Annotated in this window: 20 protein-coding genes; 11 read left to right on the top strand and 9 right to left on the bottom strand. The window is 29.7% G+C overall.

Translation table 11 applies throughout. The features are described 5' to 3' along the window. Positions 1–73 precede the first annotated feature (73 nt). From Q0V08_RS00590 to Q0V08_RS00560, 7 genes are all read left to right on the top strand, one after another. On the top strand, positions 74–427 hold the full coding sequence (locus tag Q0V08_RS00590) for a hypothetical protein (protein WP_297431144.1): 354 nt from the start codon (positions 74–76) through the stop codon (positions 425–427). A 178-nt stretch (positions 428–605) separates the two neighbouring features. Further along, positions 606–959, top strand: a complete 354-nt coding sequence (locus tag Q0V08_RS00585; protein ID WP_040406952.1) for a hypothetical protein — start codon at positions 606–608, stop codon at positions 957–959. A gap of 106 nt (positions 960–1,065) precedes the next feature. Beyond that, entirely contained in the window at positions 1,066–2,487 is a 1,422-nt protein-coding gene (locus tag Q0V08_RS00580; RefSeq protein WP_297431142.1) for a hypothetical protein, read from the top strand. Between the two features lie 110 nt (positions 2,488–2,597). Next, positions 2,598–2,990: a hypothetical protein gene (locus Q0V08_RS00575; protein WP_297431140.1), complete on the top strand. Its 393-nt coding sequence runs from the start codon at positions 2,598–2,600 to the stop codon at positions 2,988–2,990. A gap of 2 nt (positions 2,991–2,992) precedes the next feature. After that, positions 2,993–3,400, top strand: coding sequence for a hypothetical protein (locus Q0V08_RS00570; RefSeq protein WP_297431139.1), 408 nt, complete (start codon positions 2,993–2,995; stop codon positions 3,398–3,400). A 2-nt stretch (positions 3,401–3,402) separates the two neighbouring features. Continuing rightward, the gene (locus Q0V08_RS00565) at positions 3,403–3,720 is read left to right on the top strand and encodes a hypothetical protein (protein WP_297431137.1); all 318 of its coding nucleotides are present in this window, start codon (positions 3,403–3,405) and stop codon (positions 3,718–3,720) included. Between the two features lie 176 nt (positions 3,721–3,896). Further along, complete coding sequence (locus Q0V08_RS00560; RefSeq protein ID WP_297431136.1) at positions 3,897–5,294, top strand: sulfatase; 1,398 nt, start codon at positions 3,897–3,899, stop codon at positions 5,292–5,294. A 44-nt stretch (positions 5,295–5,338) separates the two neighbouring features. Here Q0V08_RS00560 and Q0V08_RS00555 read toward each other — a convergent pair whose 3' ends face one another. The 8 genes from Q0V08_RS00555 to Q0V08_RS00520 all read right to left on the bottom strand — a co-directional run bounded on the left by Q0V08_RS00555 (position 5,339) and on the right by Q0V08_RS00520 (position 16,536). Further along, positions 5,339–8,251, bottom strand: a complete 2,913-nt coding sequence (locus Q0V08_RS00555; protein WP_297431134.1) for a chondroitinase family polysaccharide lyase — start codon at positions 8,249–8,251, stop codon at positions 5,339–5,341. Between the two features lie 72 nt (positions 8,252–8,323). Continuing rightward, the gene (locus Q0V08_RS00550; RefSeq protein WP_297431132.1) at positions 8,324–9,883 is read right to left on the bottom strand and encodes an extracellular solute-binding protein; all 1,560 of its coding nucleotides are present in this window, start codon (positions 9,881–9,883) and stop codon (positions 8,324–8,326) included. Between the two features lie 22 nt (positions 9,884–9,905). Next, entirely contained in the window at positions 9,906–10,667 is a 762-nt protein-coding gene (gene kduD / locus Q0V08_RS00545; protein WP_297431130.1) for a 2-dehydro-3-deoxy-D-gluconate 5-dehydrogenase KduD, read from the bottom strand. Between the two features lie 12 nt (positions 10,668–10,679). Further along, entirely contained in the window at positions 10,680–11,516 is an 837-nt protein-coding gene (gene kduI / locus Q0V08_RS00540) for a 5-dehydro-4-deoxy-D-glucuronate isomerase (RefSeq protein ID WP_297431128.1), read from the bottom strand. A 54-nt stretch (positions 11,517–11,570) separates the two neighbouring features. Then, positions 11,571–12,452, bottom strand: coding sequence for a carbohydrate ABC transporter permease (locus Q0V08_RS00535; protein WP_240219332.1), 882 nt, complete (start codon positions 12,450–12,452; stop codon positions 11,571–11,573). A 38-nt stretch (positions 12,453–12,490) separates the two neighbouring features. Next, on the bottom strand, positions 12,491–13,468 hold the full coding sequence (locus Q0V08_RS00530) for an ABC transporter permease subunit (protein ID WP_297431125.1): 978 nt from the start codon (positions 13,466–13,468) through the stop codon (positions 12,491–12,493). A gap of 142 nt (positions 13,469–13,610) precedes the next feature. Next, entirely contained in the window at positions 13,611–15,149 is a 1,539-nt protein-coding gene (locus tag Q0V08_RS00525; protein ID WP_297431123.1) for a DUF3502 domain-containing protein, read from the bottom strand. Positions 15,150–15,162: 13 nt separating this feature from the next. Beyond that, positions 15,163–16,536 carry a sulfatase-like hydrolase/transferase gene (locus Q0V08_RS00520; protein ID WP_297431121.1) on the bottom strand — a complete coding sequence of 458 codons (1,374 nt, stop codon included), beginning with the start codon at positions 16,534–16,536 and terminating at the stop codon, positions 15,163–15,165. Between the two features lie 234 nt (positions 16,537–16,770). Here Q0V08_RS00520 and Q0V08_RS00515 point away from each other — a divergent pair, with 234 nt between their 5' ends. The 4 genes from Q0V08_RS00515 to Q0V08_RS00500 are packed head-to-tail and all read left to right on the top strand — an operon-like array spanning position 16,771 to position 22,076. Continuing rightward, entirely contained in the window at positions 16,771–18,669 is a 1,899-nt protein-coding gene (locus tag Q0V08_RS00515; RefSeq protein ID WP_297431119.1) for an autotransporter outer membrane beta-barrel domain-containing protein, read from the top strand. A gap of 8 nt (positions 18,670–18,677) precedes the next feature. Beyond that, positions 18,678–20,933 (top strand): polysaccharide lyase 8 family protein, encoded by a 2,256-nt coding sequence (locus tag Q0V08_RS00510; RefSeq protein WP_297431117.1) that lies wholly within the window; start codon positions 18,678–18,680, stop codon positions 20,931–20,933. A gap of 1 nt (position 20,934) precedes the next feature. Beyond that, positions 20,935–21,576, top strand: coding sequence for a lactate utilization protein (locus tag Q0V08_RS00505; protein ID WP_297431115.1), 642 nt, complete (start codon positions 20,935–20,937; stop codon positions 21,574–21,576). Beyond that, a complete protein-coding gene (locus Q0V08_RS00500; RefSeq protein ID WP_297431113.1) occupies positions 21,576–22,076 on the top strand; it encodes an LUD domain-containing protein in 501 nt (166 codons plus the stop codon). Before Q0V08_RS00505 ends, Q0V08_RS00500 begins: the two co-directional genes overlap by 1 nt. A 35-nt stretch (positions 22,077–22,111) precedes the next feature. On the opposite strand, the gene Q0V08_RS00495 is transcribed toward Q0V08_RS00500, so the two are convergent. Further along, on the bottom strand, positions 22,112–23,302 hold the full coding sequence (locus Q0V08_RS00495; protein ID WP_297431111.1) for a glycoside hydrolase family 88 protein: 1,191 nt from the start codon (positions 23,300–23,302) through the stop codon (positions 22,112–22,114). Positions 23,303–23,405 lie beyond the last annotated feature (103 nt).

The raw sequence follows: 23,405 nt of genomic DNA, 5'->3' as shown, positions 1-23,405 counted from the left end.
ATATAATATTATACAAGATTATTAATACAAATAAAAACAATATAATATTTATACATATTTTAGGAGGACACAATTGAGAAAATTAAAAATGCTTATACTTGCTGCTACACTAAGTTTTAGTGCTTTTGCTGGTTTAGTTAATGGAAAAATGACAAAAATAAGATCTTATGAAAAAGGAAATCAAATTAGCTTTGAATCTAAAATACCTAACGTAACTTTCAAAGTTAAAAAAGTAGATATTTTTAAAGCTATGACAAGATATGGAAAAGTTATGTCTGTTGCTGATTTCGAAAGAAACGGTATTATTCTTGATGTTGATAGAAAAGTGGTTGTTACTTTAGATAGAAAAGGTGACGGATTATGGATTAAATCTAAAAACAACTCAATGTTTGTAACTGAAAAAGAGTTAGATAAAATAAGAAGATAATTAAAATGACTGAACTTTGTAAGTTCAGTCTTTTTTTATTATTTTCTCTTTTGAAATTTTATAGCATTTTTTTAGTCTTTAATTTCTAATTGATATTTTTTTCTCATATCTATATAATAAACATCATCGCTACTCAGATACTTGTACACTATTTATAGAGATTTTAGGAGGAAACAAATTGAGAAAATTAAAAATGCTTGTATTAACTGCCGCTTTAAGTTTAACAGCTTTAGCTGGTTCAGTTAATGGTAACATGACAAAAATTAGAGCTTATAATGATGGGAATCAAATTAGTTTTGAATCAAGAATTCCTAACTTAACTTTTAAAGTTAAAAAAACTGACATTTTAAAATCTATGACTAGAAAAGGTAAAATTATGTCTGTTGCTGATATTGAAAAAAATGGTATTATTCTTGATGTTGATAGAAAAGCTGTTGTTACTTTAGATAGAGTTGGAGATGGTTTATATATTAAAACTAAAAATAATACAATGTTTGTAACTGAAAAAGAGTTAGATAAAATAAGATCTTAATTTTAATGAGCTGAAAAGCTCATTTTTTTATTTGTATATATTTAGACTTTACTGTAAAATATACATTATCATATAATATTAAAACAATATTTAGAAAGGTGGAAAAATGTTTTTAAATAAAAAGTCTCTACATATACTAAGTCTATTTTTTTCTTTAAACAAATTTAGCTATTCTGATTTGGAAAAAATATTACATATAAAAAAACGTTCTATTGATAATAATATAAATATTATCAATGATTTTTTAGCTCTTAATGAGATTCAAGGAATTCAAAAAGTAAAAGACTTATTCTTTTTGGATTCATCATCTATAAATAAAATAAAAGAGATTTTACAGTTTGCTCCATTATCTGTTACTGAAAGAAAAGATTATCTTTTATTACAGCTTTTTTTTGAAAATACTCTTAATCTAAATATTAATACTGACATTATTCAAACTACTCGAAGAACTCTTAATTATGACTTAAGAGATATAAAACTTTATTTAGAATCAGAAGGTATAAAGATAGAAAGTATCTCTGGTCGAGGAATTTTTCTAAAAGGAAACGAAGCTAAAATAAGAGAACTTTTTGCTATCTACCTAAGTAAATATTTAATTAATAAAAATATTACTCATAAACATTTTACAGATTTAATATCAAAATATATAAATGAAGATCTTATAGAATATAATAAAAATTTTGTTTTAAGACTTTTAAATAGTATCTCTGTTACTTTAGTTCCAGAAGATTTTTATAAAATTGTTGCTGTACTTTTAGTTAATTTCACTAGAGAAAATAAAATAACTTTTGAAGACGAGTACTTTTCACCTAAAAAAGTTACATATCATGAAAATTATGGTAAAACTCTAAATTTTTTAAAAATTAGAGGATTAGATTACTTAAAGTCTTACGAACTAGACTCTATTATTGAAACTTTATTCTATTTAGATATTAAAATTTATGAAACTCCAAATGAATCTGCTAAATTATTTATGAATAAAATCAAAGAGTTTTTTAATTTAGAACTTAATAATAATTTAGAAACTAAAATGAGAATCTCTAATGTTTTAAGAGTTGGTGATTTCAAAAGTAGATATAACTTCTATGAAAATAAAGAGGTTTACTCTTTTAATAAAACTCAAAAAGAAACTTTTAAAAAACTAAAGGAGATTATTAATAGTATTTTTCCTAATTTTTACTCAGAAGATATTTTACATCTTGCTATAATTTTGAAAAAACATCAAAATAATAATATTTTAGATCGTGATAAATATAAAAGAGTAATCATTGTAGACGATACATTTGACCATATGTACGCTAAACTTCTTTCGAAATATTTAAAAAACTTCTCCTACATTGAAGTTGTAGAAATCATTGAAAGTTATGAACTTAACTCTCTTTTAGAGGATGTTTTTCAAGTCGACTATGTTATAACTATAGATGACTTACAAAATTTTAAACTTAATATACCATTAATTAAAATAAATAGAGCTTGTTTCTTAGACGATAGTTTTGAACTATCTCAACTTAGCTTAATTGTAAAGTAGTTGAATTTTAATACCAAAAATTAGTAACTTTTTTTCAAATCCTCATTCTTTGAAATGTGTGCTATTATGTCCTATATTCTTAATCAGTAAATATTTCAAAGGAGTTTATAATGAAAAGAATTTTATTTATAATCACCCTTTTAGTATCTACATATATTTTTGGTGCAGATATTAAAAATGAGGTTGGTGAAATGAATTTTCCTGAATTGAAAATTGAAAAAGTTGAAAGTGCCACATATATAGCCTTAGCTAGTAAATCAGGAGAAGCTTATGTTTTTGGTTTAGCAAATGATGTACTTTTAGATGTTAAAAAAGGTATTAAACAAAATGAGGTTTTAGGATTTTATGATAGCTTAGATGAGAACAAACTAGATTCTGAACTTTACAATGTAACTTTTTTAGACAATAAGCTAATAGTAAAGCCTACATATGAGGATTTTACTATTAATTTTACAGAGGATGAAACAAATAAAATATTTAAAGCTGTTAAGGGGGATAAATAACTATGAAAAAGTTTTTAGTAATTTTAGGAATCTTAACTTCTATAAATATTTTTGCTGCAGATATTGTTAAAAATAATATCCCTACAGAAACTGATAAAATTGGAATGTTTGTACAAAATAGCAATGCTTATTTTGCCCTACAAACAAAAACTGGTGCTACTGTTACCTTTGGTCTACCTAAATCTGTTTTAATAAACACATTTAAAGATGGCTCTCCAAGATATCAAATCCCTGGAATTATAGCTAATGCTAATAATCCAGAAGAAAGTGCTTTGCAATTTTATCATATCCAATATGATAAAAAACAAGGTATTCTTATTTTAGATTTTGCTGGTACAGAGGACTACATTGTATTTAATAAAGATGAAGTTCTTAACTTTGGGAAAATCTTAGAACATGGAGGAGTGTAGGTATGAAAAAATTTTTATCAATAGTAATGCTTATTATTTTAACAACAACTTCTTTTGCTAGATATCACAGACCTTTACCCCCAGTTATAAAACATGAGATTGTTAAAGCTCATGTTCGTCATGAAATTAGAAAAGAAGTTAGAAAAGATATTAGAAGAGCTGTAAAAAGAGAGCGAAGAAAAAAAGCCATTGGTGCTGCTATTGTCGGTGCTGCTGTTGTTGGTGGAATCATTGCTAATAATAATCATAACAATAATTACAATAATAATTATAATAATGACTATTATAGACCTGTTCCACAGCCATACTATGGTTATTAATATATATTAGCCCCCGAGAGTTCGGACTTTATATAAAGTCTGGGCTCTTTTCTTTTTTATATACACTTTTCCTCTTTTAAAATACTAACCTATGGTATTGAAAATAGAATATTTACTTATTTTTTCACAAGGGATATTATAAAAAGAAAAACAACTACTTACTTGGGGGAGATTTTATGAAAAAACCAAATCTTTTATTTATCTTTGCAGATCAATGGAGAAGAGAAGCAGTAGGCTTTATGAAAAAAGAACCTGTTATAACTCCTAACTTTGATGCTTTTTCTAATGAAGCAGCAATATTTGAAAAAGCTTACAGTAGCTGTCCTCTTTGTTCACCGAATAGAGCTACTATTTTAACAGGTAAAAATCCTATATCTCATGGAGTTATTACAAACTGTAAACCTGGTCTCGAGAATATATTTTTAAAGGAAAACGAAGTTACAATTGGGGATATTTTAAAAACTAATAGATATAAAACTGGATATATTGGCAAATGGCATTTAGATGAACCTGAAAAAAAAGATGATACTCTTCCTCTTTCAGGAGCTAAGGATTGGGATGCTTTTACACCACCTGGTCCTAAAAGACATGGTTTTGACTTTTGGTACTCTTATGGTGCTGATGATAACCACCTTTCTCCTCACTACTGGATGGACTCTCCTGAGATGATCAATATTAACAATTGGTCTGTTGAACATGAAACAGATATAGCTTTAGATTTTATCGATAAAAATAAAGAGGATAACTTTGCTCTTTTCCTATCTTGGAATCCACCTCATACACCTCTTGATCTAATTCCACAAAAATATGTGGATATGTATAAAGATGTTAAAGTTGAAAAAAGAGAAAATGTTATTTTAGAAGATATAGTTGATCATCCAAAAACTATAACTCCATTCTCTTTAGATGAAGCTGGTTATTTAGAATCTGTAAAAAAATATTATGCTGCTATAACAGGTATAGATGAACACTTTGGAAAGATAGTTGACTACCTTAAGATGAATAATCTATTTGAAAATACTATAATTATAGTAACTTCAGATCATGGAGAGATGTTATGCTCTCATGGACTTTGGAGTAAACATGTTTGGTTTGAAGAAGCTGTTTCTGTGCCATTTATGCTCTCTCATGGAGATAGATATAAAGATAGAAAAATAACTACACCTCTTTCAGGCTCTGATATAGCTCCTACAATACTATCTCTTTTAGATTTAAGTATTCCTAAAGAGATGGAAGGCGTTGATCTCTCTCCTACTTTAAAAGGTGAAAAAGTAGATAATATTGCTATCTCTGCATGTTATACTGGAAACCCTAAAGTTTTAAACTCTCTTAAAGAAAGAGGATTAGATACTTTAGCTTACGGATGGAGAGCTGCAATTGATGAGAAATATACCTACGTATATTTTAATGATTACTCTGGAAATGGTATTCCTAAAGAGTTTTTATATGATAATACTAAAGATGAGTATCAATTAAATCCCATTCCTTTAAATGATAAAACTAAGTATCTAAAGGAGCACTTAATAACATGGGGAGAAAAACATAACGATCCTTTTATTAAAATAACTGTTTAAATGAAAAAGAAGTATGGCTCATTAAAATGCCATACTTCTTTATTTTATGATATCTTCTTTAATATAATATTTACTACCTCTCCATTTTTAGAGGTAATACTTAATCTTGTAAAATCTCCATCTATTTCAGATTTTACTTTTGAGCTATCTTCAGTAGTATATTTTCCATTTAAAACAACTAAAGTTGTATGCTCTTTTCCTATATTTCCAATCCAAGGTCTTGAGTATATACTTCTCTCAATCATAACTCCATTCTCATCATACTGCTCCTTATCTCTCCCTTCATATAATCTTAAATCTGGGTCAACAAAGCTCATTTGAATTTCTTTATCCCTCTCTTGAAGAAGAATCATTGAAGGAGTATCTACTGATTCAATAAATCCATTGTTTTGTACTTTTCCACTTTCAAATAGTGCATACCCTATCATATTACTTTTTAAATCTTTAACAATATGGCTATTATTATCTTGATTTAAAACCTCATATTTAGGGTTCTTTTTGAATTTTTCTTGTTTCTGTTCATCGCCTTTTATTAAAATACTATAGTGATATTTTCCATTTTTAGGTGCTTTCCCATGATTTATATAAGCTAACTCATAGTTATTCTCTGTTCTTTCACCACTATTTTGATCCCTTGATTCCTGTTTTCCTTTTTTTAGAACTATATCTCCCTCTACAACTTTATACATATTGTTTTGAGAATCTATTATTGTATCTTCATTTTGTGTATAACTATTTTTCATATTCTGTCCTAGATAGTTTTGAAATAGTGTTGTATGAGTTTCATTTTTACTATCACTGTTTTCAATTCCACTTCCAAGTAAAACAGCTCTATTATCAAAGAAAAACAGTGATTTTCTAGCTTTATGGGTTCCATCATATTTTGGATGCTCGTGAAGCTTCATTGCAAACATGCCATTACCATTTAAAGAGTTTCCTCCTGAGTAAGTTTCATCTGAAAGCAACATCTCCTCTACTCCACTTTTAGTATCTACTTGTGAAATATTAGATTTTAATTTTTCAAAAGGTACATCTATCGCTGTAGTTCCTGGAAAGTGTTTCCAGTCCCATCCCTCTTGTACGTATCCACTCTCTTTTAATGAACTCTCTAAAATTTGAAAAGCTCCGTAACTCATATATCTACCATAAAGATTATTTTTTATATACGTCTCATTCCCCACTAAATACCTACTATAGCCCTTTACTCCTGCTAACCACTCATCTCTTCTATGAAGTTGTAGAGATCCCATATTCATTGTCCACGACCCTTTTGGAGCAGTCTCCTCTTTTAACCCCATACCTTTAAATTTTTCTACGCTTTTCCCTTGAGGTGAAAGTCTTAAGTAAGCTTCTGCCAGCTCTTTATCTACACCATTTTCTCCACTTAAAGCCATTAATCTAAAACTTTCTGCATCTATTTTAAATTTTCCATTGGGATGTCTTCCTGTTAAAGATAAAAGATAATTGTACTTGTTAGAATATAACCTTGTTGTTAATACTGCATCTTTTACTATTTTAAACTGTTTCCCTGTAACTGCATAAGGAGTTCCATTTAGATAGTATATTATAGGAACTAAACCTTCAAAAGCTCCCTTTGCATAAGCTGGATAGTTTTGCATATGATGAAAGACTGTACCATCATATTTAAATCCTCCTAAAACTCCTGGAGAATAGTTTATAGAGTTCATTAAATAACTCTGTAATTGATACAACTCTCTTCCCTCTTTCTCTTGGTTTTCATTTAGAAGTATAGCTGTTAACATACCTGGTAACATTGTATTTAATACGTCTATATTTATTCTTAAATTTTCTTTAGGTGTATATATCATTCCCATAGCACTATACCAAGTTACCATCTCTTTAGCTTTATTTACTGTTCCTAACTTAATTAGAGGCTCTTTCATTAAAAAGATTGCTTCATAAATCTCTCTCATTTGATATCCTAAATGATGGATTGTTCCCTGAGAACTTCCCTTTGTCCAACCTTGATCATACATATATTCTAAACTTTCGTTAAACAGTTTAGCTATTGTATCTTTTTCCTGTTTATTATCTGCAGAATTGTACATGTACGCTAACTCTCTTAAGTAGATTCCAAACTCTTTTGTTGCAATATATTTTATTCTATCTTTTTCTTCAGGTCTTAAATCTTTATATATAACTAATCTTTGAATAAACTCTAAGTTTATTTTTTTATATTCTGAAAATTCCTCTGTTTTTTCAGTTATAAGCTCAGGTGTTACTTGAACTTTTTTTAACAGTTTCTCTCTGTATCTTTTTTCAACTTTTTCTATTCCCTCTATATCTTTTTTACTTAAAACTATATTTTTCTGATTTCTATCTATTTGATTATAGTTTTTATATAGTGCCATCCAGTGAGCATTTGCTGCTGTATCTGCCTCTAAATTAATAAAATCTACCTGCTCATCTCTAGCGTTGTGTCTTGGATCTATCAATACTGATGGTATAATTTGATCTATTAATATCTCTCCACCTTCATTAGGAGCTACAAAAGTTATCTCATTCATTCCTTCGATAGGTTCACCTTTCATATCTCTATCATATTGAACCCACATAGTTCTCCAACCTTTAAAATTCATTTTTATTGGAAACCAACATTTTACTACTCCATCTTTTTTAAACTGCACTAGTAGTTCTCCATCAATTGGATTTTCATTATATATCCACATACTATAACTACTTCTAGCCTTCTCTTGTTCTCCTGTTTTAAAAACCGTGTACCCTACATCACCTAAAATATTTAAAGTTTCTCCCTTTTTAAACTTCCATTTTAAAGAACTTTCTCCATCTTTATACTTCTCTTTGGTAATTGATATTGAATCTTTTATATTTGTTTCTACATTTTTAGGTATTTCATTTTCAAATTGATATACTTTTAGATCTTTTGCGTATAAAACTCCTGTTAACATAATCGCTCCTAATACAATTTTTTTCATTTTACTCCCCCTCTTACCAATATATAAACTCTATAAAAAAACTAGGTAATTCTACCTAGTTTCTTTATGTTTTTATTTAACACTATTGTAGTGGTTGTAGCCTTGTTGTACTATCTCTTTTGCTCTTTCTATACCATTTTGTTGAATTCTATTTATATAAGTATCCCAATCAGTATCTATATCTGAAACACCTAAAATCCATTTTTGCATATATTCCTCTGTTGTTTGATTTACAAGTGACATTATTTTATCTAACTCTTTTATATCCTTAGGACTATACTTTAATATAGGTAAAGGTCTCTTTGTATTTCCATCCTTCATATACATCTCAAAACCTTGTTTAGCTATATCATTTGAGTATTGAAACTCATATTCTGCATCTTGCTGAACCCCCGGTCCTGAAACTTGAGCTCCAACCTCTTGTAAAACTTTTAAAGGTCCTTTTCCCTCTGGATTATTTAATACATAATCTGTAAACACTGGTTTTCCATCTACCATAGTATAATGTTTTCCCTCAATACCAAAGTTCCAAGTTCTTCTTCCTTCTTCAGAGAACCACCAATCCATAAATTTAATAGCTTGCTCTGGATTCTTTGAAGCTGCTGAAATTCCCCAACCAATCTCTGGAGTTGTATTTCTTCCCACTGTTACACTTTTTACTCCATCTTTTATCTCTATTGGTTCCATTGGATAAAATTCAAATCCTGGTATCTGTCCTGCTGATAAACTGTTATAACTTGCTGTACTTCCAAACCAATCTAAAGTCATTCCACCCATATTTGTTGGTAATACTGCATCTCTTGCTCCCCAACCCCTAGTGAAAACCTCTTTATCAATAAGTCCTTTTTTATACCAGTCTGCTGCTAATTTCATAGCATCTTTAAAGTTTGGATCTAAAGTTGCAAAAGATACCTGGTCATTTTCTACATAGAATGTTTTGTATGGTCTTGCACCAAAAATACCTGTTAAGTTATTTAGTGCTGCTTGAATATTTCCACGTACAAAGATTCCAATCTCATCTTTTCTTCCATTTCCATTAGCATCCTGCTCTTTAAATATTGTCAAAACATTTTCAGTTTCTTCCAATGTTTTAGGAACTGGCAACCCAAACTTTTTTAACCAATCTGTTCTTATAAAAAGTCCAGATGACACACTTAGTTTATCTAAATCATAGTATGTTGGAATTGCATATATTTTTCCATCTAAAGAATACATATCTTTTTTATATAATGGATTCTCCTCTATAAACTTTTTTATATTTGGTGCGTGTTTATCTATTAAATCGTTTAAAGGAATCATTCCTCCATCGCTACCTAACTTCTCTAAATCTGGAACTCTATAAGCTATAATATCTGAGAAATCATTAGAAGCTAGCATAAGATTGTAAGCTTGCGTAGAATCTGTATTATTTTTAGATGCATATGATTTTACTTTTACTCCTGTTGCCTCTTCAGCTTTTTTATAAACTTCCCAATCACTACTTAAAGGCATCCCATTAAAAACTAGGAACACTGAAAGATTTTTATCTTTTCCTTTTGTTGCTCCCGTATTTTTAGACTCTTCATCTTTTGAGCATCCATTAAACATAAGCGCTGATAAAAGTAACGCTCCCATTGCTATTTTTCTCTTCATTATAACTTTCTCCCCTTATTTATTATCTAACTAACCATCCACCATCTATAGCTAGAATATGTCCATTTACATAATCTGCTGCCTTTGATGATAAGAATATTGCTCCCCCTACAAGGTCTGATGTTTGTCCCCATCTTCCTGCTGGTATTCTTCCTAATATCTCTGCATTTCTCTTTTCATCAGCTCTAATTGGTGCTGTATTTGCTGTTTCTATATATCCTGGTGCTATTGCGTTTACTTGGATATTATCCACTGCTAACTCATTTGCAAAAGCTTTTGTAAGTCCAGCTACTCCATGCTTACTTGCTGTATATGATGGAACAAATTTTCCACCTTGGAATGATAACATTGAAGCTATGTTTATTATCTTTCCTCCACCTTGCTTTTTCATTTCAAATGCTGCAGTCTTACTTAAATAGTATATTGAAGATAGATTTAAGTCAATAACTTGTTGCCAATCAGCGTTACTTCCCTCTAAAATTGGTGATCTTTTTATTGTTCCAGCATTGTTTACTAAAATATCTACTCTTCCAAAAGCCTCTATACATTTGCTAACAGCTTCCATAGCTACTTCCTCTTTTGATAGATCTCCAGTTGCATAAGCTACCTTTCTTCCTAATGCTTCAACCTCTTTTATAACATTTTCCATATTGTCATCATTATATGTGAATATAAATAGATCTGCTCCTGCTTTTGCAAGTCCCATTGCAAGTGCATTTCCTATTCCTACGTTTCCTCCAGTTACCATTGCAACTTTTCCATCTAAATTAAACATGTTTAACATATTTCCTCCCAATTATCTCAACTGATCCATAGCTACATGGTCCATATCAGTAAATGTTTGATTCTCTCCAGCCATTCCCCAAATAAATGTGTAATTTTTAGTTCCTACACCTGAATGAATTGACCAAGATGGTGATATTACCGCTTGCTCATTTGCCATTACAATATGACGAGTCTCTTGAGGTTGCCCCATTAAATGGAATACTCTTGTGTTCTCATCCATATTGAAATAGAAGTAAACTTCCATTCTTCTTTCATGTGTATGTGTTGGCATAGTGTTCCACATATTATTTGGGTCTAATACAGTCATTCCCATTAAAAGTTGACATGATTTACAAACTGCAGGGTGAACATATTGAAATATAGTTCTTTTGTTTGAATTCTCTAAATCTCCTAAATGAACTGCATTAGCATTAGCTATATCTATTTTTACTGTAGGGTAAGCTACATGGGCAGGAGCACTGTTAACATAATATTTTGCTGGATTTTCTGCAGAATCAGATATAAATGTAATCTCTTTTACTCCCATTCCAACATATAATCCATCTTTTGGAGCCATTTTATATTCTACTCCATCAAGAACTATTTTACCTGATCCACCTATATTTATAAGTCCAAGTTCTCTTCTCTCTAAGAAAAACTCAGATCCTAACTCTTTACATCCCTCTAATTTTACTTCTGTTTCAACTGGCATAACTCCTCCAGCTATAACTCTATCTACATGAGAGTACATTAAGTTTACTTCATCAGCAACAAATACTGTTTCCATTAAATAGTGCTTTCTTAACTCCTCTGTTGTGTAGTGCTTTGAATCCTCTGGGTGATTTGCATATCTTGTATCTAATCTCATAGTAAAACTCCTCCTAAATATTATGAACTTTTATTTTTAACTTTCTTTTGTTATCTACTCTTTTACCGCTCCTAAAGTAACTCCTTTTCTAAAGAACTTTTGGATAAACGGATATATAATCATTATTGGAACTATTGATAAAACTATTACAGCATATATTATTGATTGTGGTGATGTTAAACTTTCTGGTGTAATAATCTGTGCTGCTTCTCCAGCCATATTTTTTTCTACAATTAACTTCTTTAAGAAAACTTGTAGTGGTACTTTAGAATCATCAGTTAATAAAACCATTGTCCAGAAATATCCATTCCATCTTGAGATAGCATAGAACAATGATACTGTTGTTAATGCTGAAGTTGATAGAGGTAGATATATTTTTGTCATAATCTGCCACTGAGTTGCTCCATCTATTCTAGCTGATTCCTCTAATGATTTTGGTACAGCTTCAAAGAAACTCTTTAAAATTATTACATTAAATGTATTTACCGCAAATCCTACAATTACAGATGTATAACTATTAATAAGACCTAAGTCTCTAAAGTTTAAATATCTAGGAATCATTCCTGGGTCAAACCACATTGTTACAACAACCATTAACGTTAAAATCTTTCTAAATTTTAACTCTGGTTTTGATAAAACGTAGGCTCCAGTTATTGTGAAGAACATACTTACAGCAGTTCCTACAACTGTTATAAAGATACTATTTGCATAAGCTAACCATATTCCATCTAAATTCATAGCTGCTTTAAATGATGCCATACTAATCCCTTTAGGTAGGAGATACATCTCTCCTATCTCTAAAAGGTATGGTTTTGTTACTGATGCTGAAAATACATATATAATTGGGTATATAAACATTATTCCAAATATTGCCAGTAGGGAATAATTGATAAAATCAAATATTTTTTCATCTTTTGATCTTTTAATTTTACTCATAAATCTCTCCTTTCAAATTTTTTAACAGTCAATACTTTTTACCAAAGTCCTGATGATGTTATCTTTTTACTCCATCTATTTGCTAAGTAAACTAGGATAAATCCAATAACTGCATTAAATAATCCTACTGCAGTTGCTAGACCAAAGTCTTGCATTAACATACCTGTTCTATAAACATAAGTGCTTATAACATCTGATGTTGAGTATGTTGCTGGTTGATAAAGTAATAAAACTGTTTCAAATGCAACGTTTAGCATACTTCCAACTTTTAGTACTAACATTATAACTATCGTTGGAATAATTGATGGGAAAGTTATGAATCTAAGTTGTTGGAATTTTGTAGCTCCATCTATCTTTGCTGCTTCATACAGTGACTCATCAACTGCTGTTAAAGCTGCTAAATAGATAACTGCATTAAATCCTGTACTTTTCCACATATTCATACCTGTAAATATTCCTCTAAAGTACTCTGGCTTTGATAGGAAGTATATCTTCTCAAATCCAAATCTTTCTAAAATATGGTTTATTACACCGCTACTTGGAGAAAGAATATTTATAGTTATTCCTGCTGTTACAACTATTGCTATAAAGTATGGTAAAAACGAAACTGTTTGAACGAAAGATTTAAAAAATCTATTTTTTACCTCATTTAGCATAAGAGCTAAAATTATGGCAAATGGAAACTCAAACACTAAACTATATATATTTAAAAATATTGTATTTTTTAGAGTTGTATAAAAGTATGGGCTTGTTAAAAACTCTGTAAAGTTTGTCAGTCCTACCCATTCACTTCCTGATATTCCCCTAAATAGATTGTAATCTTTAAAAGCGATTATAAGACCATACATTGGTTTATATGCAAATATCATATACCAAAGTATAAATGGAAGAAAAATCAGATATAATGACATTTGATCTTTTACGTTTCCTCTTTTTAATCCAGTCATTATTTTTTTTATGAGACCTACTTTTTCTGATTCTGCTCTTTCATCTAATTCTAAAATATTTTCTTTCATACTAACCCTCCTTACTTATCTGCGTTTTGTAAGGTGATTATAGTTTAAAATTTTTAAAGTGTAAATCATCATTTTAGGATATACCTTTTTCTATATATCATTTTTCTACTTTTAAATCAATAAAAGTACACTTTATTCTTTATTAGTTACTAGAACTGATAAATCTATCATATGCCTTCTGATTTATATCTATTGCCTCTTGTAGCCCAATTTCATTCAATCTTTTTAAAAATTCGTCATATGTTTTATTAAAATCTACAGCTCCTAAAATCCATTTTTGATTCATCTCTTTTACAGCCATATTAAGTTGTGAATTTATTTTTTGTATTTTTCTATTCTCCTCTTTTGTATATTTTAAAGTTGGCATTGGATCCACAATATATCCATTTTGCATATACATCTCTGCCCACTCTGAAGCTTTTGGATTTCCCCAAGCCTTTTCGTACTCATAATCTTGTAATGCTCCTATTCTAAATTGTATACCTTTATCTCTTAAAACTTGTAAAGGTGTCTTCCCATCAGCTTTCATAACTGTATCTGTAAATTTCTTTTTACCATTTTCCTCTTTAACAAAAGTATCATTTTCTATTCCCCAGTTAGATAACTCATATCCTTTTTCAGAGAACCAGTAATCAAAATATTTTATAGCTGCAACAGGATCTTTACACGTCGCACTTATTCCCCAACCACCTAAATAAGTTGTTCTAGCATCTGGAGCATAACTTTTCCCTTTATACTCTGGCGGTGCTATTGCAATAAATTCAAAATCTTTTACTTTATCTTTTAACTCTTTGTCTTCATTATATGAAGCTGTACTAGCAAACCAATCAAAAGTAACTCCTCCTAAATCATTTCTTAACATATAGTCTCTTGCTTGGAAACCTCTTGTGAATATTTCAGGGTCTATTAACCCCTCTTTATACCATTTTATAACTTGAGGCATAGCCTCTTTAAATCTCTCTGTTGTTGGACCAAATTTCACTTTTCCATTTTCATCTACATAAAATCCTATCTCTGCTCCGAACATACCTACTAACTCTTTATCAGCAAATTCCACTGACCTTTCAAAATATGGAATCTCATCAGCTTTTCCATTTCCATTTGGATCTTTTGTTCTAAAAGCTACCATAACTTCATATAGTTCATCCATTGTTTTTGGTGTTTTTAATCCTAACTTATCTAACCAATCCTTTCTTATAAATACCCCTTGAGCAGCTCTCATATTGTACCAATCATAATAATCTGGAATAAAATAGATATTTCCATCTGCTGCTACAGCATCCATCTTATATCTTGGATATTTCTCAAAAAATGCCTTTATATTTGGAGCATGTTTATTTATTAAATCATTTAATGGTACTATTCCTCCATCCATTCCTAAACTCTCTAGTTTTTCAGGGTAAGCTAAAGAGATAATATCTGGAAGATTTCCAGATGAAACAGCTAGATTAAAAGCTTGTATCTCGTCTGTTAAATTTTTAGAACTATAACTTCTTAACTTCACATTTGTATCTTTAAAAGCTTCTTGAAAAACAGTCCAGTTCTCATCATATGTCTTTCCGTTTTGAATAGCTAAAATACTTAATTCCAATGGTTTTTCAGAGATTTTATGCTCATTTGCTAAAACTCCTCTTTGTAAAAGTCCCCCAATTAATAGTAATAACCCGATTTTTTTATTCATAACACCCTCCATTTTATATAATATTTATCCAATCATTTTGCGCTCTTAAAAATAGCAACAACTGATTTTTTAAATTCTCTTTTATATTTTCATACACTTCATCACTAGAGTTATTTTTCATCTCTAAAGGATCTTTTTTCAAATGAAACAACTCATCTAAATCCCTAGGATCATATACATATTTAAACTCTTTGCTCACTATCGATCTTCTTATATCACCAATAGCCACTTGATTTCCTGAGTATTGGCTATATGCATATCTCTCTTTTTTTTGAACTTTACTATTTAAAATATTTTCTCCAACAAAGACCTCTTTACTCTCTATATTTAAACTTTCTAATACTGTGGGAAGTATATCTAAGTGACTTACCACTGTTTCTACTTTTACTCCTTTTTCCTCTGGCATTTTTATTATTAAAGGCACATTTATACTTTGCTCATACATTTCCATCTTCTGAAACATCTTATGTTGACCTAGATGATCTCCATGATCAGCAGTAAATACAAACACTGTATTTTCATACTCACCTTTCTCCTTTAACTTTTGAATTATCTCTCCTATTAGCTCATCTGCATAATTGGTTAATCCTAAATATGCTCTCCAAACATCTTTCCAATGTTCTAAATCTTTTTCTTCAGCTAGTTGTGCTGCTATCCCCTCTCTTCTTTTAGGTGGCTCACCTTCACATATTTCATTTATATTTTCAGGAAGTTCTGGGTCTGGGAATCTATCCATAAGCTCTTTTAGTACTCTAAAAGGTGGATGAGGAGCCCATATATTTATAAACATCCCTATAGGTTTTTCAAAAGTTTCACTTTCTAAATAATTAAGGGCATTATCAATATAAAACCTATCTCTAAATAGATTTTCAGATTTTTCAAAAAGTGAAACTCTAGAACCTGTATACTGTCTATTTTCATATATATCTCCATGTCTTTCACTAACTTTAACTCTATCTTCAACGACTCCAAACAAAGGGATATTCTTCTCTTTACATATTTTTTCATAGTCATCATCTGTTAAAAATCTTTTAAATTTAACTCTATCTTCTAAAGATGGTTTTAAAGTTATATGTTGCATTCCAAAATGACTTACATCATATCCATTTTCAAATAGATACTCGTGAATTGTTTTACTGTTTCTTGTTATTTCTGGTATGTTTTTTAAATCATTTATTACCACACTATTTTTAGTTGGAAACCTTCCTGTTGCTAGTGCAGTTCTAGCAGGAACACATAGTGGACATGTTGTGTAAGCTCTTTTAAAATCAAAACCTTCTGAGGCTAATCTATTTAAATTTGGAGTTACTTCTTTACCATTTTGTATCATCCCAATAGTATCTGCTCTTTGATGATCTGTTGTTATAAAAACTAAATTTTTCTTCACTAAAAACACCTCCTAATTTTATATGAGTATATTTTATGGTGCTACTCTTAGCAATATTCCATTTTCTTTTTTACATATTACAAATAAAAAAACACATTAAAAAAAACGTTCTATTTAAAATTATCTACAAAGAAAAAAGAACACAAAAAACAGAATATTTACACAAAGTATTTTTAAATGTAATATGAAGTTTGAATTGGTTTCACAAGTATATTAAACGGGAGAGTATATTTTATGAGAAAATTTTATTTTACTAACTTTATTTTATTAACACTTTTAGTAGGAACGATTTCACAAGGAAGTGAAAATTTAGGAAAAAGTATTGCACACCTTCCTGAAGTTAACCTTGAAGAAAACTATAATATTAGAAGATTCATTCGTTCATCTTTAGAAAAAGATGTTAATCCATCAGAAAAAAATAGATACTTTAATTCATTAGATTACCTACATCTTTCTGAGAACTATAAAGGAGATTTAGATGGAACTGGAGATTCTAATCTTTATCTAGCTACTTTTGAAAAAAGATTAAAACCTAATGAAAAAATCGCATTTTTTATTGGAGGTGGAGATAATAAAATAAAATTTGATCAACCTATTAGAATTAATAGAGATATATTTTTTGCTGGAGGATATCATTTTTATGAGTTCCAAAACAAAATTGCTATAACATCTATTTTATCTTATAATCATTCTCATGACTCTTTACGTATAGAAAATAATTCATCTACTTCGCCATCTATGAGTCTATCTTTTGGAAGTCATTTAAGCTATCCAATTTCAACTGAATATATAAATCTTTATTTAAATGGTGGAATTGATTGGGCTAAAATATTCCAAGGAACATATAATAATGGAGTATATAATACAAAAAACAATACTGAGTACTATGATTCAGTTAGACCAACAATTGGAATATCTGGTGAAAAATCTTTCCTTTTACAAGATAAGAAAGCAACAATAAAACTTTCTACAAACTATGAAAAAGAGATTGGAAACATTAGAGATAAAAAAGTTTTATGGAATAATGGTGTTAGAACAAAAGTTGACACTTTAGATAGAGATGATATTGTTAATATTGGATTAAACGCTGATATCAACTTAACTGAAAACTTAGATGTTGGAGCAAGTTACAACAAACTTCTTTCAAAAGATTATGATGCTGATCTATACGGAGCTAACTTCACTTACTCTTTAGATAAACCTATGCTTGAAGGATTTGATTATTTCAATACCCTTGATAAAGAAAAGCGTTTTAGAGTTTCTTCTAACTTTATGTTAGAAACAGAGGACTATGATGACAATACTGCTGGAACTGCTGGTTCTACATCTTTTTCACCTAGATTAATTTTAAGTGTTAATGATAAAAAAGGTGACTTTGTTTATTTAATAGATACTTTTTATAAAACAGAGGACTGGTTTGGCGGAAGAAAAGAAAAAGAGGGAAAAGATACAAATAGAAGAATTAATCCTCAAATTAACTGGAAAGGAATTCAAGTTACAGATAATTTAAAAGTTCACGGTTATATTGGATGGAGAAACCAGGTAAGAAAACAAACTGACTCTAAAGGAACTCCTTGGAGAAACGTTACTGATTCTTATAGAATTGCTCCTGCTATTAACTACACAATAAATAAAAATGTGGCTTTCCTTGGTTCTACACTACTTGCAATGGATGAGATTAGCGATTCTAGAAATAACTACCCATTCACTCATAACTACTGGGCTGAAAATATCTATGGATTTAGATTTATTCTTAATAAGAATTGGATTTTAACATCAAATATCTATAGACTAGATAAAAAATATATGGGAAATAATAACAAAACTGCTCACAGTACACAGTTTAGACCTGTAGTTAGATATAACTTTGTAGACGGTTCATTCCTTCAACTACAAGGAAGATTCTCTTTAACTAATGGTGAGAGAGTTGAAAATAGACAAGGTATTGTAGCTCAATACAATGAAGAAACAAGATATACTGCTACTATGGGATATAAAGTTACTGACTACTTCTCTACTTACGCCGAAGTTTCTATGAACAGTTTCAAAAGAACAAAAGATTCAGATAAATCAGTTTCTAGAATTAATAGAATTTTAGGAAAAGTTGGATTTATATATATACTTGATATTTAGGAGGTTTTATGAAAAAAATATTTTTATCTTTTTTACTGATATTTTTAGGTGGTATCTCCTTTGGAAATACCACTTCAACAGATACATACTCAATTATTAGAGAACGATTTTCAGAACTTACTAACAATAGTAGCAATGATGAAAAAGCTCAAAAACTTTTAAATAGTTTAAATACTAATTCAGATAGAACAGCTCTTTGGGATCAATTTCCAGATATGAAAAATGGTCCACATATTCTATCTACATATAGAAATTTAACTGATATTATTAAAGCTTACACTGATAAAAATTCATCTTTATATCAAAATAAGGATGTTAAAAATACAATAATTACCTCTTTAAACTGGTTAAGAGAAAATGCCTATAGAGAAAATCTACCTGAATTAGGAAACTGGTGGCAGTGGGAGATCGGAATCCCAAAAGAATTAAATCGTATAGTTGCTTATATGTATCCTGATCTTTCTAAAGAACAGGTTGAGACCTTCTTAAATGGTAGTAGGTACTTCCAGCCTTATGCTGAGTGGTCTGGATATAGTGATGATGCTAAAACTTCTACATCTCCTAATAAAAGACTATCTACTGGTGGTAATAGAATCGATACTTGTTATATTGTTTTTATGAGAGGTATTTTAACTCAAAATAAGGATGAAGTTATCAATGCTTTAAGTAACCTTGGAGAGGTTGCTGAGTATGTAACAACTGGAGATGGATTTTATAAAGATGGATCTTTTATACAACATGGAACTATCCCTTATGGTGGAACATATGGCGAAGTTTTACTAAGTGGTTTAGGAGCAATTCAAAACTTAGTTGCTAATACAAACTTAGAGATTAAAGACCCTAGATTTAATAATATTTATGAATCTATTATAAATGGTTATAATCATCTTTTCTTTAATGGTAGAGTTTCTGATTCAATAAGTGGTCGTGCTGTTACTAGAAAAAATTCTAACGATTTAACAAGAGGTGTTAGTAATCTTGTAGCTATTGCAATGATCTCCCAAGGAGCTCCTGAAGAGTATAAAATAAAACTGCAAGAGATTGTTAAAAGAAATATTGAAACAGGAGATAAATCTCTTATTTTAAGTAGAATTAAAAATCCTGTAGAAAAAAAAGTTGTTGAAAATATATTAAATGATAAAAATATAAAAATACAATCTCCTTCTGGTGTTAAAATTTTTGGAAATATGGATAGAGTTATCAATAGAACTCCTAACTACTCTTTTGTACTAAGCTTACACTCTTCTAGAGTTGGTAACTTTGAAAGTATCTTAGAAGAAAACACAAAAGGATGGCACGCTGCTGATGGAATGTATTACATCTATACTCCTAATTTAACTGAATATTTTGAATATTGGCCTACAATTGATCCATACCATCTTCCTGGTACAACTGAGAGTGTAACTCAAAGAGAAAATAGTATTGGTGAAAGAAGACACCCTAAAACTATGGTTCAGAAAGATTTTGTTGGCGGAACTACAGATAATACTTACTCTATAATTGGAATGGATTTTTCATCTTGGAACGATTTAACAACTGCTAAGAAATCTTGGTTTATTACTCCTAATTTTATAGTGTCTATAGGATCAAATATTTCAAGTAAAGATGGGGAAGTTCATACAACTATTGAAAATAGAGCTATTAAAAGTGATAGTGAGATCATAAAAAATACTAACGATAAGTTAATATTAAAAAATCCAACTTCTAATTTATATACTGGTTTTGCCTCTTTAGATAATAATACTCTTACAACATCAATAGAGAAAAGAGTTGGAAGTTGGGATAAAGATAACGTTGAAATTTCTAAAAACTTTATTAAATCCTATATTAATCACGGAATTAATCCTAGTGAAAAAGAGTATTTATACATTATTATTCCTGAGACTACTTTAGAAAATATTGAAAACTTCAATAAAAATGATATTAATATCTTAAGTCAAAATAGTTTTGCTCACGGAGTAAACTTTAAAAATATTACCGCTATTAATTTTTGGAAAGAATCCAATGCCAAAGTTGGTATCTTCTCTAGTAAAACTCCTGTATCTATACTAGCTATAGATAATAACAATAGCATCTCTTTATCTGTAAGTGATCCTACACATAAAAACTCTACTGTTATTTTTACTATTAATGGAAAATATAAGTTAGAAACTATAAATACTAATATTAAAACAATTGTATCTCAAAATACAACTACAATTACAGTTTCTAATTTAAACAATGGAGCTACTGAAAACTTCACTTTAATACCTAAGGAGAGTTAAAATGAACAAAATAAAAAATTCTTTAAATAAAAATACAATTACAGATTTAATGGCTACTCTTACTGAAAAAGATTATAACCCCATCTATGCTGAAACTCTTGAAGATGCCAAAGAGATTATACTTAACTTAATCCCTTTTCACTCTTCAATAGCCTTAGGTGGATCTGTTACAATTAATCAACTTGATCTTATAAATACCTTTAGAGATGGTGAATACCATCTCTTTGATAGGTATAACCAACCTGATTGGCCTAGTACTCTTCAATGTATGAGAGATGGACTTTTAGCAGATTACTTCTTAACTAGTACAAATGCAATTAGCAAAAACGGAGAACTTATCCAAACTGATTCTGGTGGTAATAGAGTTGCTAGTTTATTGTGGGGGCCTGAAAATGTTATTGTAGTTTGTGGAATAAATAAATTAGTTGATACTTGGCAAGATGGAATGAATAGAATTAAGGAGTTTGTAGGTCCTTTAAACTCTAAAAGAATTAATCATAAAACACCTTGTAATATCTCTGGAGTTTGTGAAGATTGTCAAACTAAACAAAGAATATGTAACTTTACATCTATAATAAAATCTGGAAAAAGAGTGGGAAATCCAATAACTATTATAATTATAAATGAAGAGGTGGGTTACTAATGGATCCAAATATAAAATGGTTTTTTAATAAAAAGGCTGAAAATATCACAAAAGTATTACTCTCTAAAGAGTATGATACTATTTTAATAGAGGATTTAGATAAAGCAAAAGAATTTATAATTTCTAAGATTCCACCTTATGAGTCTTTAGTTCTTGATGAAACACCTTTTTTAAATTCTCTAGAGCTATCCACTTCAATAACGGAAAAGAGATGTAAAATACTTGATTACAAAAAAGAACGACAAGCTATTTTAGCAGATAACTTTATTACTCAATGTGATTTTATTACAGAAAATGGTGAGTTAATATTTTTAAATGATTTTGCAAGTTGTGCAGCTACTTTTGGACCAAATAAAGTATTTGTTATTGTTAGTGCATATAAAATTATAAAAACTCTTTCTCATATAGATAAAAAATCTACTAATAACTTTAGTGTTGTTCATCACGGAAGAAAATTTCCTAATAAATACACTGTTATTGTAGTTCCAGAAAATATATAAAACAAAAAGCAGAGTTTTATCTCTGCTTTTTTATTCTACCAATATTTTTTCCACTCTGGCTTAAACAATCTTGTTAAAGCTTCTAAATAATAGTAATCTCCCCAGATATTACACTCTTTAACTCCTGATCCATGAGGAATTGAATAAACAGCATCTGTTAAAAGTCCATTAGAATAATCTAAATCTTTTGTACTATAGTTTTTCATAAGTGACTTCATCATTTTATGAGCTGCATTTAAATAGATCTCTCTATCTGGATCATTTTTATCTAAGTATTGATCCATCTCTAAAATTCCACATACTGCTATAGCTGCAGCTGATGTATCTCTTGGTTGTCCAGAACCATCTGTAAATACTAGATCCCAGTAACACACATCATCCTCTGGTAGATTATTTATAAAATAATTTGTAACTCTTTTATAAAGATCTATGTACCTTTTATCTTTTGTATAACCATAAGCTAATGGGAATCCATAAACTCCCCACGCTTGTCCTCTTGCCCAAGCTGAAGTATCTGAATACCCTTGTGCTGTAACTCCTCTTGTAGGCTTTCCTGTCTCATGGTCGAAATAATACGTATGATGAGTTGATGAATCCTCTCTAACAACAACGCTTGAAGCTGTAGCTAGATGTTTTGTTCCAATCTCAGCAAACTTTTTATCTCCAGTCATCTCTGTTGCCCAAAATAGTAGCGGTACATTCATATTACAATCTATTATAAGTCTATAGTCTTCTGGCTTTCCTAAATCTCCCCAAGCTTGAATAAACTGCCCCTTTTCTTGGAATCTTGTTATTAAGTGCTCAGCAGCCTTTATTCCAACCTCTTTAGCCAATTTGCTTCCTGTAACTCTTTCTTGAGCAACTGCTGAAAGAGAGTATAAAAATCCAATATCATGGTGATTCACATGCACTTTATTCTCAATTCTATTCTTATAACCTTTTAACTGATATTCAGCTATTTTTCTATATCTTTCATTTTCAGTCATCTCATATGACAGCCATAACATTCCTGTCCAAAACCCAACTGTCCAATCATCAAAGTCCTCTGCATTTTTAGTTCCAGGGTATATGTTATTTACACTAGCCGCTCTTGGATACGTATCTATAAATACCTTAGAGTTTTCATCCACTTTTTTCATAGCTTCATGCATTGCAAAAAACAGATCCTCTTTTGATAACCTAAACTCTTTTGAATATTTTTCCCTCGTCTTTTTTAATATCTCCATTTTTATCTCCCCTCTTCTCAAGTTTAACTTTAAACTTTCAGTTATGATTTAAATGGATTATACGAGTATTTTTATATGTTGTAAATCTTCTTTTTTGCATCTT

The sequence above is a fragment of the uncultured Cetobacterium sp. genome (assembly GCF_947038635.1).
Classification (GTDB): domain Bacteria; phylum Fusobacteriota; class Fusobacteriia; order Fusobacteriales; family Fusobacteriaceae; genus Cetobacterium_A.
This window is presented reverse-complemented; position numbering and strand designations above follow the sequence as displayed.